Raw genomic sequence first — 17,737 nt, 5'->3', positions numbered from 1 at the left:
GGGGGTTTTGTTTGTATATAGGCGGTTTTAACCGCCGATTTTTGTTAAATCAATCCGAAACTCCCTGCGGTAATACTCCCAGCAGAAACTCCGCTGATAGAAGCTAAAATCTCTCCAGTTTGGGCAAACCGAATTAATGTTACACCGCTATCTTGACTAATCGCCAATTGTGAAGAATTCAGCCCGTTACCCAATACTAAGAAGTCTTTACCAAATTCAAAATCGGTAATAGTATCAGTCCCAGAATTGGTGGAGATTAGGAATTTATCGACTCCCTTTCCTCCAGTCAAAGTATCATTTCCTAAGCCGCCATTGAGTAAATCATCTCCCTTGCCACCAAACAAGATATCATTACCATCATCGCCGTTTAAGATATCAGCACCGCGGCCGCCAAACAAGACATCATTACCGCTAGCGCCGAGCAAAGTATCGCTACCTTTGCCGCCGTAAAGAGTGTCATCTCCAAGGCCTCCGTCTAGGGAATCGTTGCCTCGTCGGCCGTTGATTGCATCATTTCCGGTAGTGCCAGTGAGGATGTCATCGCCATTTGTGCCGTTGATTTGACCAGAATTGCTGCCCAAATCTGCGTCACCGGTGACTATAGGAGTTGCAATCCCAGCAGGCAATGTTACTGCTTGAATTTTGCTATCTAAAGCAGCACCAGTATTGTCAGTAACTAACTGGGAAATTGGCTTGCTTCCGGCACCAACTGCTTTGAAGTCTTGAGTAGTTGCGCCCAAGGATACTTGTTGGACGCGGGCAACGGCTTGGGGAATTGATGTTGCTGTTGGGTTGGTGACGGCGGTATCAATGCGCTGATTTGCTGTTGCCATTACTGTCGCAGCTTGCGAGGTAATTTGGGCGACTTTTTGAATGTTGAAACTGGGGTCAATCTGCTGGATTTTAGCAGCGGATTGCTGAATGATTGGTTCTAAGGCGGCTGGATTGCTGAGGTTTAAGATAGCACCGCCTTGAATTTTATCGCCCATTGAACCCACAACAGCTTTGACAAGATCCTTAGTAGCTGCACTGGATGCACCGTCAATCAAAGCGGCAGTTTGAGTGATGAAGTTTTGGACTTTCACCATTGCTGCTAAGACTTGGACTCCGCCCGGTAAACCCTGATTTGTGGCAGCAATAGGGTCTAACCTCGTCAGATCCAATTCATCGGGTAGTCCCAGGGCTACTTTGACTAAAGATTGGGCTGATTCTGATTCAATTCCTTTGTCGATTAAGTCGGCGACTAAGCTGGTTAATAGGGTGACGACACTGGAATCGGGAGGTGCGGTAACTGGGGTTTCTAGGGGTAATCCGGTGGCGGTGTCTATGCCTCCAATTGCAACTAGATTGCCTTCTGATGGGTCGATTTCTCCGTTTTTGTTTTTGTCGAAGATGTCGAAGGGAACGTCGAGATTAAATTCACCTTTGCTGTTGGTGATTGTGGATGGTTCATTGGTATCCTTGATGCCATTTTTGTTGGCATCTAAAAAGATAGTAGCTCCCGCGATATAACCGTCAATTGCGATACCAGACAAGCCAGAACGGTATATGTGGAAGAAGTCGGTGGCCGTCGCACCAGCATTGTCCGTTGCTCTCACCTGAATTGGCAAATAGAATAATGAGGGGACATTCCCAGCATTCAAATTCACGCTAAAGGTGAGTGTATTTGGATCAAATTTAAGCCAATCCGGCGGAATGAAATTGCCAGTATTCGGGTTGATGCTAAGCCAATCGAGAGAGTTCGGTACGAAGGGGCCGAAGCCGGGTTTTGGCTCTGGAATTATTGAGTAGGAATAAGTGAGGCTGTCACCTAGATCGTCGTCAATAAAAGTATTGGGAGCAAGAGTCAAACGGTAGTCGCTGCGGAAAATCCCGCGCCCCTGATTGATGATGGGATTGTTAACCCTTGGCGGTTGGTTGGTGGCTGTATTGCCGACGGTAAAACTGCCTTCTGTGGCGAAAGGTGAACCGGCCCAAGCATTATCAATGGATTGTACACTCCAGTAATATATCCTCGGAGACAAGTTATTGAGTTGCCAACTGGTGTTTTGGCTGGTATTGCCTAATCCAACAATTTGTCGAGTTCCATCGTCGAGAGATGTGGGGGCGAGAATATCCTTGCCACCGGGAGTAGTCCCAACTCGCAGGTTGTAGCTTAAACCATCGGTAGGAGTTTGAGCATCAGTCGCTTTATTCCAGTTGAAAGTGACTTTGTTGCCATTCGGTACAGCCGTCAGCCCTGTGGGTGCAGTGGGAGGAGTGTTCGCATTAGCTGTATTGCTGCGGTAGACTTGGTTGCCAATCAAAATGTCAAGTTTGCCGTCATTGTTATAGTCTCCCCAAGCTGCGGCACCGCTGTCACTGAGTCCGGCATTTGTGTCTTCGCTAAAGCCGTTGCCAGTGTTGCGGTACACTTTGCCATCGAGCAAGATATCCAATTTACCGTCATTGTCGTAGTCTCCCCAAGCTGCCGAACTACCACCGGGTAAGGCGACAGTTATGTCTTCGCTAAAGCTGTTGCCTGTGTTCCGGTAAACTTTGGCTATTTTGCCTGAAACGCTATCGCCAGCAAGCAAGATATCCAAATCGCCATCATTGTCATAGTCTCCCCAAGCTGCCGAACCATTAGAAACACCAGGCAAAGCCAAAGCTTCGCTAAACCCGCTGCCCGTATTGCGAAACACCTTGGTTATTTTGCCGGAAACGCTGTTCCCCGTCAGCAGCAGATCCAGCTTGCTATCCTTGTCATAGTCTGCCCACGCAGAGGAACCGTTGAGAACACCGGGGATTTGGGCATTAATATCTGGCTTTAAAGCACCATTAATATTATTCCCAGTATTGCGATACAGCACGCTGGCGTTTGTCTGAGCGATGCCACCTGTCTGTGGGTTTGCGATACTTGTTTGGGTGGCATTCAGGAGATCGAGTTTGCCGTCGTTGTTGTAGTCTGCCCATGATTGAGAGCTACCTGGGGAACTTCTCTGCTGCTCGTTGAATGCACTTGCGCCGTAGATGTCGAGAAAGCTTGGTTGTTGAGTTCTGCTAATTGGATTGACTTGCAAGGCAAAATTGAGCTTGCCATCATTATCGGAGTCTCCCCAAGCTGCGGTAGAAGCTGGCTGCAACCTTGGGGTGCTAGTTTGAGCGGTAAAGGTACTGCCAGTGTTGCGGTACAGCCGAGTACCAGCGGTGTCAACAGCCTGAGCCGTTTGGTAGGGTGTGAGCAACTCAAGAGTACCCGACGCGATAAAATCCAGTTTCCCGTCGTTGTCGTAGTCTCCCCAACCGCTAATGACTCGGCCATCGAAATAATTGGAGATTTCCGTATTGATTTTGCTGAAAGTGTACTTTCGTTCGAGGTTAGTGACGCTGACATCTTGAGGATCGATGCCTGAGTAACTGGGAGGTGAAAAAAAGCTGACAGGCCCAGAAGCATTGTTGCTGATAGCTGGGTCAAGAATAATCTTGTAAGCGCGATCGCCATCAGCTACATTGTCGTTAACACCCGTGACTGTGACATTCTGAGCCGTATTCCAATTATCAGGAGTGAAAATTAGCTGTGAGACAGAAGGATTTCCTTCTGCGGTGTTGTCACTCCTGACAGGGATGCGAACATCTGCACTGGGTTGGAACTTAAGCACAACACTAAAATTAGCAGTGCCACCTGCTTCTGTGGTGGTTAGCCCCTGTATCGGTTCTACTATAATTTCTGGGAATTTTGGAGACAAGGGATTGATGAACAGATTGGTGATGCTAACATCAGCAGCATCAATACCTGAGTATTTGCTGTCAGTGCCGATCGCAGGGGCAGTGAGAATCGTGTAAGTTTGGTGAGCATTGAGGTTGGGAGAAACGGAAAAGCCTGTTACCGTTACTTCTTGGGGTATATTCCAGTTGTTAGGTGTAAAGGTAACTCCTGAAGTGGAGAGATTATTTTGTGAACTTTGAACAGAAGTGTTCAAACCTATTATCACAGGAGCAGTCGGCGGGCTATTCAGTGCAATGGTAAATTTGGCTTTACCACCTGCGTTAGTGGTGATTAATCCACTGGTAGGAGAGACAGTGATGCCAGCAGATACGTCAGATAGAGGTAGATCGTTAGATCTCGGTATGTCATTATCCCTGTTAACAACCTTGGCATCCGGTGCGTCGAGGCCGTTGTAGTCACTATCCGTACTCACAGCAGGTGCAGTCACAATCTGATAATTCTTATCGCGATCGAATTCTGGACGCTTATCGTCCACACCCGTTATCGTAATAGTTTGCCACTGATTCCAATTAGCAGAATTGAAGGTAATCGATTCCGTCGAAATTACTCCCTCTGCCTCATTGCTGCTACGCACACCAATTCTCACATCGGCTTTAGGTTCGCTGTTGAGTCTGATGGTGAATTGGTCTGTGCCACCTGATTCTGTAGTTACTAATCCCTCGCCCGGACTAATAATAATGCCAGGACTTCCAACTATCCGTGTTGGTGTTGGTGTCGGTGGTGTTGGTGTTGGCGTGACTGATGTCGGTGTTGGCGTTGGCGTGACTAATGTCGGTGTTGGCGTGACTAATGTCGGTGTCGGAGTCGGAGTGACTGATGTCGGCGGCGTTGGCGTCGGAGTGACTGATGTCGTCGGCGTCGGAGTGACTGATGTCGTCGGTGTCGGAGTCGGAGTGACTGATGTTGTTGGCGTCGGTGTCGGAGTGACTGATGTCGTCGGTGTCGGAGTTGGCTCTGGTGTTGGTGTTGGTGTTGGCGTCGGCGCTACATCCTTATCCGTAATCGCCACAACCACCCCACCAACCACAATCCCGTTATACTTAACATCACCGCTAGTCACACTGTGAGTGATATTCCCGCTGTGCGCCCCTTCCACGATCGCATCATCAACAGCTTTCACCGTAACTGGTTGAGATACATTCCAATTAACGGATGTGAAAGTGATAGGCGCGATCGGCTCAATCTGACTACCTGTGGTGAGAGTGAGAGTGACAGGGGCGATCGGCTGGGATTTTAACTTAACGCTGTACGTCCCTGTAGCACCGCCTTCAGTAGCAGTTGTATTCGTGGGTGAAATAGTTACACCTACTGTATTGTTATCTTTGTTGATCAGACTGACATCGGCAACATCTTTGTTGTTATAATTCGCATCTGTACTAACAGCAGCCGCCGTCACAACTTTGTATTCAACATCGCCATCAGCAATATTGTCATCAACCCCAGTTACTGTCACCGGTTGCGGTGTATTCCAGTTAGCCGCAGTGAAAGTCAAACTAGGAGTCGAAACAGTTCCTTCCGCAATATTGGAACTACTCAAGCCGATAGTCACATTAGCAGTTGGTTTAGTATTCAACGCCACATTAAAGTTAGCTGCTAAGCCAGTTTCATTAGTAGTTAATCCCGCCGTAGGATTCACCGTAATTCCCGGAGTTTCATTGTCACTATTGGTGACGGTGACATCATCGGGTTTGAGGTTATTGTAATTAGGATCGGTGCTCACAGCAGCAGCCGTGACAATTTTATAAACTACATCTCCATCAGCTACATCTACCAAATCGTCAACACCAGTCACCGTTACTGTTTGCGGTTGATTGTAGTTAGCGGGAGTGAACGTTAAGCTATTAGTCGAAACAGTTCCTTCAGCAACATTGGAACTGCTTAGGGCGAAAGTAACGTTAGCACTCGGTTGAGAATTGAGTTTGACTGTGAAAGTAGCTTTACCGCCGAGTTCAGTCGTAGTTAATCCGGTAATTGGATTAACAGTAACGCCAACTTTGTCATCATTGGCGATCGTTGTGGTGGCGGTAGCAGTGGTAATTGTTGGTGTTACGCCCGGGCCTGCGGGACTTGATAGGGTGACGATAATTGTTTCGTCGGGTTCAACGATGGTGTCGCCTAACACATCGAGAGTAATAGTTTTCGATGTTTCACCGGCTGTAAAATTAATCGTGCCTGCGATACCCGTTGCCGCAGAAGTGCCACCGATATTGTTGTAATCGCTGACGTTGGTAGCAGTTCCGGCGATCGCATAATTGACGCTACTTGCCCCGCCAGTGCTACCGCTGCGAGTCACAGTAAAAGTTAGAGGTTTTGTGCCGTTATCGCCTTCAGGAATGCTCGCAATCCCCGCAGCAACCGCATAGGAAACAGTACCGTTAGCAGCAATAGTTAGTGTTGTTTGTTTGGTTGTACCCCCAACGCCACCGGTGATTGTGCCAAAGTTGAGAATTGCGGTTTCGGCGTTTTCTGCGATGTTGTCGGGTTTGATCGTAAGTGCAATATTCTTGGTGAGTGCCGCACCTGTTGCACCTGCGGGGAATGTAATCGATGTCGGGGCGATAGTGTAGTCTGAATTTTGGGTTGCTGTGCTGCTGGGGTCGATCGCAATTGGTACAGTTACATCGCCCAAGGGAGTGCCGCCACTGATGGTGACGGGAATATTAACTACTGTGTCTGTTGTTCCTTCTGTACCGCTGTAAGTTGCCGCACCGAAATTAACTGTGTTTGGTGTATTTAGCAGGATTGAAACATTGTTAGAACCTCCGTTTGTTACCATTACTGCCAAGTCGGGTAGGGAATCGTTGTTAAAATCGTTTACTGTTACCCTCCCAGGGTTTTGCCCTATCAATGCAAAGTCGATCGGCGAACTAAATCCTCCAGTGCCATTTCCCAGTAAAATTGATAGGTTGGTAGCGCCAGAGTTCGATACGGCTAAATCGAGTTTGCCGTCGCCGTTTAAATCTGCCGCTGTGACGGAATTGGACTTTGTTCCGGCTGTGAAATTAGTGGTGGTACTAAAACCTCCAGTGCCATTCCCTAAGAGAATTGAGACGTTGTTAGAACCGTTGTTGGCTGTTGCTATATCGAGGTTGCCATCTACGTTAAAGTCGGCCACAATAATGGAATTGGGAAATTGCCCCGTACTAAAGTTAGTGGCGCTACTAAAACCGCCAGTGCCATTTCCTAAGAGAATTGAGACATTATTAGAAAGACTGTTCCCGACTGCTAAGTCAAGAAAGTTATCGGCGTTAAAGTTTCCCACAGCAACTGAAGCGGGAATTCCTCCGACACCGAAGCTGGTGGCAGGGGCAAAGCCACCAGTGCCATTCCCTAACAAAATTGAGACGCTTCCACCACCTTGAGGGTTACCATTTACCACAGCCAAATCGGGGAAGGTGTCGGCATTAAAGTTACCAATAGCAATAGATAGGGGAGTGTTCCCTACATTTGAGTTTATGGGCGCACCAAAGCCACCAGTGCCGTTTCCCTGCCTAATTGAGACAGTGCCAGAAAAGACTGGATTTGCTGTTGCTAAGTCTAATATTGTGTCGGCATTAAAGTTGCCAAGTCTTGACGGGCCTCCGCTAAAGCTGATGGGCTGTTTAAAACTGCCATTTCCATTGGCTAAGAAAACTCCGCCACCTACTACTAAGTCGAAGATACCGTCACCGTTATAATCTACTGAAGGAACAAACGGATCTGATGTCATTGGAAAATTAGTCGCATTACCAAAACTGGATAGGATATGACTGTAATTTGCGATCGCATCTTCCCGAAATACCAGCGGTGTGTTAATTTCTCCGGTTGTTGCTTCGAGTTCCCAGTCGCCGCCTTTTGCCGCGCTTCCCGTGAGGTTTTTGGAAGCTGCAACATTGGTATTTGTGAGTTGGGCGATGCGCTGGATGAATGCGAAACCATCTATTTCTAAATCTACATCTAAATCTCTCGCTTGTTCCCCGGTACCGCCGGGGAATGAATTCCCCGTCTCATAGCGCAAGTCATCTAAAGATGACTGAATAAATGAATTATTCCCAGTCGGTTTCAACCGACTTTCGCTATGAGACGGGGATTTAAATCCCCGGCGGACTTTCGGACAAACGCGAGGCCCAGATGCCACATTGCAACCGTAAATCAGAATATCCGCACTGTCTGTAAAAGCACTCCGCCACTGCTGCAATTGTTCCGAATAAGCTTCCAAATTATCTGCATTCAAGCTACCATCGCCCACTTGCAGGCTACCCGGAGCACCGTGAGAAACGATGTGAATGCTGTCAATATTGGTACGAAGGGCTAAGATTTGAGTAATTTGTGCGATCGCATCCTCGTTCCCATCTAACACCACAACTTCCGTACCCGGTGTTACCCCAGCCACCAAACTTTGATAATCTTGTACTCTTGTGTCGATAAAGGCGATCGCTCTTACAGAAACTGGAACATTTAAATTTGACATAATACACCTATTTGGGGTAAAAAAGACAACAATTCCCCTATTTCGTAACTTGCGTCCGAAACTGTCTATCAATTTTGATTTACACAGACACAGCAGTTCTGAGTAAAAATTCGGTTATTTCTCATCTGTTGTAGTAACAATAACAGGTTAATTTAAAGTACCGATAAAGAGCGAGAAAATACTTAAGTACAATTACTGCGATGAATGCGAGTTGCGCTTACCACAAATATTTTTCAAATGTAAGTGCCATTGTACTGAGGATTTAAACGTGGTAATTAATACCTAAGTTAGGTAAGTAAAGTTATGTGCAATGAAAAAACAGGTTCGTAGTGAGGACTTCAGTCCGCACCCATTCCGAGGACTCGCATTCCTCACTACAAACCAACCTGATTACCGCAAACCCGAATCAATCTCCGCCAAAATCGCCTCAGCATCCCCGCACAAAGCATCGTGACAGCAACCGTTACTCGCCAACAACCCCCCCCACTGACTGACATCTCCCCGGTTATATTGCAAAGCAGAACCATCAAAACGAGTAAATCGCCCGCCCGCCTCCGTCAAAATCAATTCCGGCGCCGCCAAATCCCAATCCTTCGGCGCCGACTTCCCCGAAAGAGCAATATAAACATCAGCTTTTTGTTCAACAATCGTCGCAATCTTGCAGCCGATGCTACCCACAGCCAGTTGATTTTGGCAGGGAAATTTGTGTAATAGTCGATTTAGCCGATCGTCCCTGTGACTGCGACTGGTTACTATAGATAAATCTGCCACTATATTTCGCGCAGAAACCTGCAATTTCACCGCACAACCCCCGCGACTTTCCCCAAAAGCACCAGCATCGCGGATGGCATAATAAATCTTTTGCTTGGACGGCCAAGCCACAACCGCTAACATCGGTTTTCCCTCGAAAGCTAAAGCAATATGAACCGCAAATTCACCAGTCTTGTCAATAAAATCGCGCGTTCCATCCAAAGGGTCAATAATCCAAACCCAAGATTGAGGTAAAGGAACTTTGCCACAACTTTCTAAATAAGATTTGTAAGTTTCTTCGCTCAGGTAGCCAAATTCTGCATTCCCTAAAACCGACTGCAATTCATCGAGAATGTAAGAATTGACAGCGACATCAGCGGCGGTAACTGGGCCGTCTTTTTGTTCTTGAATGTCCAGGTTGGGAGTATTAGCATCAGGGCGATAATAGGATTGTAAAATATCTGCGGCACCCCAAGCGGCGGCCTGGGCAATTTCGCTTAATTGTTCGAGATTTTTCATGTTTGATTGATTAAAGTAGGGTGCCTCAGATTAGAACTCTTGCTCTCGTCAAATTTACCCCCCGCAAGTCCCCCCTCCCGGAGGGGGAAACAAGAATAATCTTACCCCCTCCCCTTACCAAGGGGAGGGTTGGGGTGGGGTGCTTTGTATTTTTGCAAGAGATCTATTGCATCTACTTGATGATAATCGAAAAAACCCCGACTGACGCAACCTACGACTTAGTCTCAACTCCAGTTATATTTGGGTACTAGCTAACAAAAACTACATTTACTAAATGTAGCACTATTTTATGAAACTAGGATAAGGACAATAAATCTCAGGAGTGGCTAGAAATTGTGTCACCATCTGTACTTGTTTAAGCACCGGAGAAGCCAAACTCAAATCAACAGCAACCGGGCCGCACGGAACTAAGATATTATTATCGTGGGCGTAGATAATTCCAAAATAAGATCGCACACCTAAATTTTTAGACACAGCTACTTGAGCTGCAATTGGATAGCCATTGTGAGTCGCAACTTTGATACCATACAAATAATTCTTGCTTTCTCGCACAGAAAAGCCAAAACCTTTCAAAATAGCAGCAGCAGAAGTTGCTGTTGGATCTTGGGAAAATGAAAGCGATCCGAAAGAGTTGGTAAATCCCGTTGCTTCGTAATATTGCGCCGTTTGGTGTTTGTTCAAATAGCTAATATATTGTGTGGCTTCACTTTCTTTAGCTTTACCGATTAACCTGAAGAAGGTAGGGAGGGCGATCGCAGATAAAATCCCAATAATAAAAATGACAACCAGCAACTCAATTAAAGTGAAGCCCTGGGAAGCGTTGGTACATCCTGCACCCATGCATAGCTTGTACCGCAGGGAATCGCACTTCTGGTAACTGATATACAATCCGGTATTTAAGTATATTCTTTGCCTTTGTAGAAGTGACTTGCCCTCGCCTGTAAAACGGAGTTTTAAAAGCGATGTGTGGATATGTTGCACAAAATTGCAGACAAATGCCGACATAATTAACACCTCAAACAAAAACTAAATTTACTCAATATACCGCTAACAATTCCCTTGAAAATCTCCCCATTTCTTGGGATACTCAGATTGATTCTGGCAAATAGCAGGCAACCAACTAGCACCGGGAAATTGCTTATCCCATTTTTGTTTCAACTTTTCTCGCGCCGATCGCACAGAAACATACAAAGAATCGCCACCAGCAAAAGCTTTCAGAAAATGCCTCAAAAACTCCTGGGCGATCGCATCTAGCACAGGTTCCCGCATCACGATAATTTGAGGGATATCTAAGTCAGCTAACTGTTTCCCCAATCCCAAGCCATCGCAAGAATTAAAAATTGCTATCTCCAAACCACGTTCAATGGCTATTTTCAAGGAAATCCTGAGTTCTTCGACAGTTAACTTATCTGTTTTATTAATATAAATTGCCCCAGTGCTGCCATCTACTTCGCTGTAACTGTGACCGGAAAAACAGAGAATGTCCCAGCCTATTTTATCTCTGAGACATTCCTCACATTCCTCGCGAGTTGGTTTGAGCAAAAACATGATTTCTGTGTCTGACAAATTCTCTAACACCTGTTTGTCTTCATCGATATTAATTCCTGTATCGTCACCCAAAATTGCTAAGATTCTCACTTTACTTCTTGGTAGGACTAATTTCTTTACCCTATTAGATACTGTGCGACTTAAAGCGACTTCTGCTTGTTGGCAATCAACTTCAAAAAACTTCCACCGATGCCAGGGAAGTTTTCGCAGAAAGGCATCTTCAGTTTGCACAATCACCCGCACCTCATCATCAAAGTTTAAATTGTCGTGCAATTTTTGCTCGATCGGGTTAAACGGTGCTGAATTCAGCCAATTATTTACTTCCGCTTCCACATCCTCAGCTAACGTTGTTAGCTTCTTTATAGAAAAGTTAGTGACTTGACCTTCTTTGCCTTTGATCCGGCTGTTCTGGTTTTTAATGTTATACATTTCTTCCCACTGTTGATAGCGTTTTAAAATTTTGGCTTGTGGTGGCAAATTGCCTTCTATTTGGATTGGCAAACGGTGTCCGTCACAGTAAATATCAGCGCTGACGGCAAAGCCTTGGTTCAAGTCACCACGATCTAAGTTTAAGACAACTACCTGTTCTGAAAGTGGTTTTACTATCTTCTCTACTACTGATAGCAAGTATCTTTGCTGTTCTGGGAACTCTTGAATTATTGGATTTTTTACTCTTGCTAATTCTAGCATTTTTTGGTAGAAACCATTGAAATCAGTCTCAATCTTCTCTTTGTCTGTATCAGGAGGTACGCTAACCTTGATGACAACAACGCCATTGCCTTTATTTTCAATACTCTGAATTTTTAGTTCTGTACCTTTGAGATCGTCCTGAACTTTTTGGAAAGATTGGTAGAAGGCTTTCCAATCAACACCGTTACGGAAAATTAAGTCAACTGTATTGACTACCTCTTGAAAAAAACTGGTAAATTCTCCGATCTCAAATTGAGATTTTTCACTGTGGGGACGGCGTTCGCGATCGTCAGTGCCAGGTTTCGGTTCTTCTAGCAAGTAAACCCACCGACAATCTACCCATTCTAGTTTCGTAGTGCTGTCAATATTCCAGGTTCCTAAACCGCAAGCACCAGTCATTCTCGCATTACTGAAATCAGTGCCGATCGCCTGAACTTGACTAAAAATTGCATACTCTAAATTAGCAGCTTCTAAAGTCGCTTGACTGAGGTCTGCTGTTTGAAGTTTGGCGTAGCCGAGGTCTACACCTATCAAGTTTGCTCCTCTCAAATCCATGCCTTGATATGATTTATTATAGCCGTTGCCGGTCACTAGCAAATCTCTAACTGCGGGATCAATTAATATTGTCTCGCCGACTCTTGCCCACTCAATTCTTGAGCTTTTGTGCCACATTGCACGATAAATATTAGCAGATCTAAAATCAGTGTTTTTGAGAAGAGCGTAACTAAAATTAATATTGGCTAAATTAGCACCCCGAAAGCTGGTACTGCCTGCCGCTGCAATCGCATTAGCTAATTGGTGAATTACGGCATATTTATCATCTTCAGCTAAAACTCTGTTGCCAATATAAGTTCCCAATGAGACCAAAGCTACAGCTAAAATTACCGCTATAATGATAATCGCAATAACTATAGGTGGATTGGAAGAATTTGCGACACATTGGTCTAAAAAATCATAACATTTATTGTTCGTGTTGTCAGCTAATCTAGTATTAATTAACACAGATGCTTTTAAATACCGGGTTGAATTATTGATAATAATTCCGGTGGCGATCGCACTTATTGCCAGAGCTTCAAATACAGCTAAAACTGCCACTATTCTGCCCAATACAACCTCAGCCAAAGCCACAGCTAAAGGCAAAGTTACAACTGCGATCGTAGTCGCAGCCACAGCCCCGATCAAACTTACAATTAAAAACGGAATATCGTTGGTATTCGGTTCACCAGCCAACGCCCCAGTTAAGCTCCCAGGTCTAAAACCTCTCAGCCAAGCCAGTATCGGGTGTTTATCGTTCGAGATCGCACTTAAAACAGCAATGCAAGGTACAAAGATTGCAGCCGCCATAGCTAAAGACCCCAAAGCTTTTTGTATTCCTTGGCGAATCGTGAGAGCCAAAAGAACAGTATTCAGTAATAAGATGATTGCTGTTACAATCAAACTGGAGTACCCAATATTTTTGGCAAATAGAGATCTGAATGTCTGACTGATAGCAGTTACAGCAGCCGTTCCTGACATTGCTGATATCAGTGCTACAATTATGAATATTTTGATTTGCGATCGCACTGTTAAGCCGCAGCGAGCGTGACTGAAGTTAGCACCATCGAGAGTTGCCCCGCTAAAATCTGCACCTCGGATATCTGCATAAGAGAAATCAGTATTAGTCAGATCTTGACCTTTGAAAGAACGACCTTGGAGATTTTGACCGCGCAAGTTTTGAAAGGTTAATGATGACATAAAATCCAAGTGAAATTTTCAATAGGTTAGCAGTCAATACTTGAGTTGTTGCTTTCGTTCCCAGGTGCTAGCTGGGAATGACAAATGCGTGGCAGATTACCAATGAAAATGTTTCGTCACGCTAGCTCCTCCGAGTGCCACAGTAACGCCAAATAATTCTCTTAATTCAGAACTAAATTCCAACTGAATAAAGTTGTCATCATCTCTGGATGTTGCCTCAAGAACTACCTCTTCTGACTCATCCATCACTATCAATTTTAACCCTTCTGGCAAACAAGTTTGATTTCCCATCGGATACACTTGCACTTGGATATCCACTTCGGAACCTGGTTCTGGTGCCAGCATGACTGCAAGTGTTACAGACTGTTGTGCTAGCTGCATTCCCAAATCAATTTTATAACCCCTCTCGATAGGTAATGCGTTCGTACTTCTAAAATGCCACTCCAGTTGTTCGGGATTTAATAGCTCATCAATTACTTGCCATCCCGTATCAAAAACATTCTCAAACCAGTTCATTAAATTAACTGGATTCAGTTGTTGAATTCGATTCATGTAGGCAAGAAAATATTCTAGGGATTGCAGTTGAGTGAGCGGTACTTCTCTCATTGCAGAAGTTTTAGTAAATCCTAGTAGCGTTGCTTCTTTCAAAGATTGATTTAATTGTACAGCAACGTAACCGATGCGATTTTCCCAAGCATCGGAGGGAATGTTACAAGTTTGGGAATCGGGCAATACGGGACGACATTCAATTTTGCCAACGCCGACGATATCTAAATCGGCGACATCTACAAATTTGAGCATGAGTGAATCGCGACTTTCGCTATGAGCCAAGTTAGTTTCAAATCCCATGCAGCGTAGGTAAGAATCTACTGCATACACTGCTAGGGTATTGAGATAAACTTGTTTGAATTTTGTCGGCAGGGATTTTTGAGCGCACTGTTGAGCGATGTCATGGGCTTCAAAGGATAGCGGTACGGTGAAAGTTATTGGTTCGATCATTTTACTCATCATTAGTTTCTGTGGTTGTCGCTTAATTGTTACTGTAATTTATTACGAAAGTCATCACCAAATCTCCGCAGGTTTCGATTAAAAAAACTGTCAATACCTGAAATAGAAACTCCAAACCTTTGAGACATACTATCCAATGTTTCACCATCCAATTTAGCTAAAGCTATAACTTGCCAAGAAATATCCGGGCGACATCTAAGTGACACTCTTCTAAAATGGCCATCTGGATCTTCTTCGATCAATTCACGCAGCATTGTAGCCTCTTCGGACAATGGTGATTGTGGTGACTGGTAATTATCTAGGTCGTTTAAGGAAGGTAGTTCGCGTGTTCTATTTTTTTCTTTCATATATCGCTTAACAGCATCTTTGAATCTCAACTTCAATATGTGATTGACCGGGGCCATCAGTGGTCTTTCTGGATCGTATTTGTCAATTTTTAGACAAATATACTCAATTGTTTTTAGAAGTGCTTCGTTATAAAGGTCTTCGTAAATATTAGGAGACCATGACCTTTTTTGGGGATAAGCAAGCTTGCCCGATAGCCAAATTGCGTTTCTCAGTTTGGTTAATGCTTTCTGTCGCTCAAGGCTAAGGGCTGGGTGCTGTTGAGCTTCGACGGCTAGCTGTTTGAGTTGTAAATCAATTTCGTCCTCCATCTCAATCTCCTCACTCCTCTGGGATTTTTGTGCAGTCTTGGGGCATTTCTATGTTGTTTTTCGGTAGAGTCGCAATTTTTTACGCATTTGTGGGGAGATTGTTACAAAACTTTACATTTGAGGGTTTGGGAAAAAAAGTTTTGAGATTTGCGTAAAAAGTTTGAGGTGGTTTCGTAATTAGGGTTGAGGGGGCGATCGCACTTTCGTGTGAAAAAGAAGTTTTGAGATTTGCGTAAAAACTTGGGGCTGCTTCCGTAATTAGAGTAGAGAAGCCAATTCAACGTTTGGGCGATCGTTTGATTTCATTATATCAATTTTCATTTAATCCAAGATTAGGAGTATAATCTCAATGACAACTATCAATCAAGGTCAAACTAATGTTCTGCTGAAAGATGTTCTAATCGCCGACACTTTGCCGGGAAGTGCTGCCAACAATTCTATCCTCAACCCTTTAAGCAACAGCAACAAGCAAAATATCGGCGAAGGTTCCTTGATGCTTGACAGCAACAATAAAATAGCGATCGAACCCGATAAACCATTAGTTACGACTAATTTACTGAAATCAAAAGATGCTGCTTCCGAGTCAATCAGCAACAAATCCGATGATTCATTAATTGTTCCAAATCCTCTCAATAGCAGCTTAAGCAGGTCAGTTAGTGGCAATACGAGTCGCGGCGACGCCCTATCCGGTTCCCAGTCAGCCATAGATGCCAAGGATACCCTGACTGGAAGCAGCAAAGATGCACCGTTAATTGCCATCAAAGCTGACAGTCTGACAACAACTGACTCTTTGACTAACAATCAGAGTGCCAAGGAAATATCCCCTGATAAAAAAATCGATGCGTTAGCAGAAAAAGAAAATAAATCGGAAACACTGGCCACTGACAGTAACCTGATTTCACAAGCAAAAGAATCCATAATTCAAGCAGCAACTACTGATAAAGTGACGGCGGAGAAACCAGTCGCTAGTGTCGATGAAGCGGGCAAAGATAGCAACAAACAAAACTCGACAACTACTACTCAAACTGTTGAGACTTCAAAATCACCAGCCACAATTCAAGCAGCGACTACTACTGATAAATTGACGGCGGAGAAACCAGTCGCTATTATCGATGAAGTTGGCAAAGATAGCAACAAAAAAAACTCCACAACTACTACTCAAACTGTTGAGACTTCAAAATCACCAGCCATAATTCAAGCAGCGACTACTGATAAAGTGACGGCGGATAAATCAGTCGCTACTATCGATGAAGCTGGCAAAGATAGCAACAAACAAAACTCGACAACTACTAGCGGAGACAAGGACAAAAAAGTTGCGGATAACAGTCAAGCTGTTGCAGTTGAAACACCTAAAGAACTCAGCAAAACTACTCCTAAATCTGAGATTGTCGCCGATAATTCGTTTACATCTGGGAAATTTGTTGTTGACTCTAGCGGCCAAGTTGGTATCGATTTCTTGTTTGACGGCGGACTGTATAAGGGTCAATTAGCTATCGTCAGTCTAAAAGGGATGGAGAAGTTTGTACCTGGTTCAGCAGAATTTATCAAGGAAGTGGCTTCAAGGGCATTAAGCAATTCTGTAAAAGGTCATGTAGTCATTAATGATTTGAGCGAAGGTGCAAAATTTACGGGTAATTTACCTGAAGGGAATTATAACGAAGGAACTTATTTGGGAGTCAAGAGTTTTGCAATGACTTCGGGGGATGAGTTTGGCGTTATGTTGGTGCCAAATGGAACTGTGCAAGAGGTTCTGAATAATCCTGTTGTTGGAGGGGATAAACGTCCTTTATTTTCAATGGTGACGGCGAATCCTGCTGAGGGATTTCATGTCGGGCAAATTGCTGATGTGACTGGTAGTGGCAAGACTTTTGCAATGGAGGATATGCGGGTTGATTTAGGGAGCGATCGCGATTACAATGATGTGATATTTCAGGTGCGGGGTGCGACGGGTACTGCGGTGAATTTGGATTCTGTGATTAATGCTGAGAAAGATTGGCGTAAAGCTGATATTGGTAAGGCTTTGATTGCTTATGCTAAACCCTATGTTGAACCGAAGGTAGAGCCTGCTAAAGAGGATGAAAAACCTGCCAAAAATACTGATTCTGGTTCGGTTTTAGATGTTCCGATTTCAGATAACGCAAGTGTTTCAAAAGAGAAAGTAATTTCTCCAACTAATACTGAGTCTCTCTCGAAAACGGAGGTTGTTACTTCAGATACAACTGTAACGCCAGCAGTGAAGACTGAAGATGACGAACCTGCGATCGCCAATTCGATCGCTACTCCTACCAAGGATTTGCCGGTTTCAGACAAGGCTGTCGTGTCTGAGGTGAAGACTGAAGATTCGATCGATACTTCTACCAAGGATCTGCCGGTTTCAGACAAGGCTGTCGTGTCTGAGGTGAAGGCTGAAGATTCGATCGATACTTCTACCAAGGATCTGCCGGTTTCAGACAAGGCTGTCGTGTCTGAGGTGAAGACTGAAGATTCGATCGATACTTCTACCAAGGATTTGCCGGTTTCAGACAAGGCTGTCGTGTCTGAGGTGAAGGCTGAAGATTCGATCGATACTTCTACCAAGGATTTGCCGGTTTCAGACAAGGCTGTCGTGTCTGA

General features: G+C 44.6%; 7 protein-coding genes. 1 reads left to right on the top strand and 6 read right to left on the bottom strand.

The window, feature by feature from the left end; translation table 11 throughout:
* Positions 1-44: 44 nt before the first annotated feature.
* The 6 genes from JGK20_RS09165 to JGK20_RS09140 form a co-directional block, all read right to left on the bottom strand.
* On the bottom strand, positions 45-8,219 hold the full coding sequence (locus JGK20_RS09165; RefSeq protein WP_293230155.1) for a DUF4347 domain-containing protein: 8,175 nt from the start codon (positions 8,217-8,219) through the stop codon (positions 45-47).
* A 390-nt stretch (positions 8,220-8,609) separates the two neighbouring features.
* Positions 8,610-9,488: an inositol monophosphatase family protein gene (locus JGK20_RS09160; protein ID WP_293191512.1), complete on the bottom strand. Its 879-nt coding sequence runs from the start codon at positions 9,486-9,488 to the stop codon at positions 8,610-8,612.
* A 282-nt stretch (positions 9,489-9,770) separates the two neighbouring features.
* The gene (locus JGK20_RS09155; protein WP_293191514.1) at positions 9,771-10,328 is read right to left on the bottom strand and encodes a type II secretion system protein; all 558 of its coding nucleotides are present in this window, start codon (positions 10,326-10,328) and stop codon (positions 9,771-9,773) included.
* 207 nt (positions 10,329-10,535) lie between these two features.
* A complete protein-coding gene (locus JGK20_RS09150) occupies positions 10,536-13,460 on the bottom strand; it encodes a pentapeptide repeat-containing protein (RefSeq protein WP_293230152.1) in 2,925 nt (974 codons plus the stop codon).
* 96 nt (positions 13,461-13,556) lie between these two features.
* Positions 13,557-14,471, bottom strand: coding sequence for a DUF1822 family protein (locus tag JGK20_RS09145; protein ID WP_293230149.1), 915 nt, complete (start codon positions 14,469-14,471; stop codon positions 13,557-13,559).
* 26 nt (positions 14,472-14,497) lie between these two features.
* Entirely contained in the window at positions 14,498-15,124 is a 627-nt protein-coding gene (locus JGK20_RS09140) for a hypothetical protein (protein WP_293186742.1), read from the bottom strand.
* 349 nt (positions 15,125-15,473) lie between these two features.
* On the opposite strand from JGK20_RS09140, the gene JGK20_RS09135 reads away from it, so the two are divergent.
* Positions 15,474-17,737, top strand: a 2,264-nt coding sequence (locus tag JGK20_RS09135; RefSeq protein ID WP_293230146.1) for a DUF4114 domain-containing protein, incomplete at its 3' end; no start/stop codon positions are given.

The sequence above is a fragment of the Microcoleus sp. PH2017_05_CCC_O_A genome, assembly GCF_020738785.1.
In the GTDB taxonomy this organism is placed as follows: domain Bacteria; phylum Cyanobacteriota; class Cyanobacteriia; order Cyanobacteriales; family Microcoleaceae; genus Microcoleus.
The sequence above is the reverse complement of the archived record's forward strand: the minus strand, read 5'-3'. Positions and strand labels throughout refer to the sequence as shown.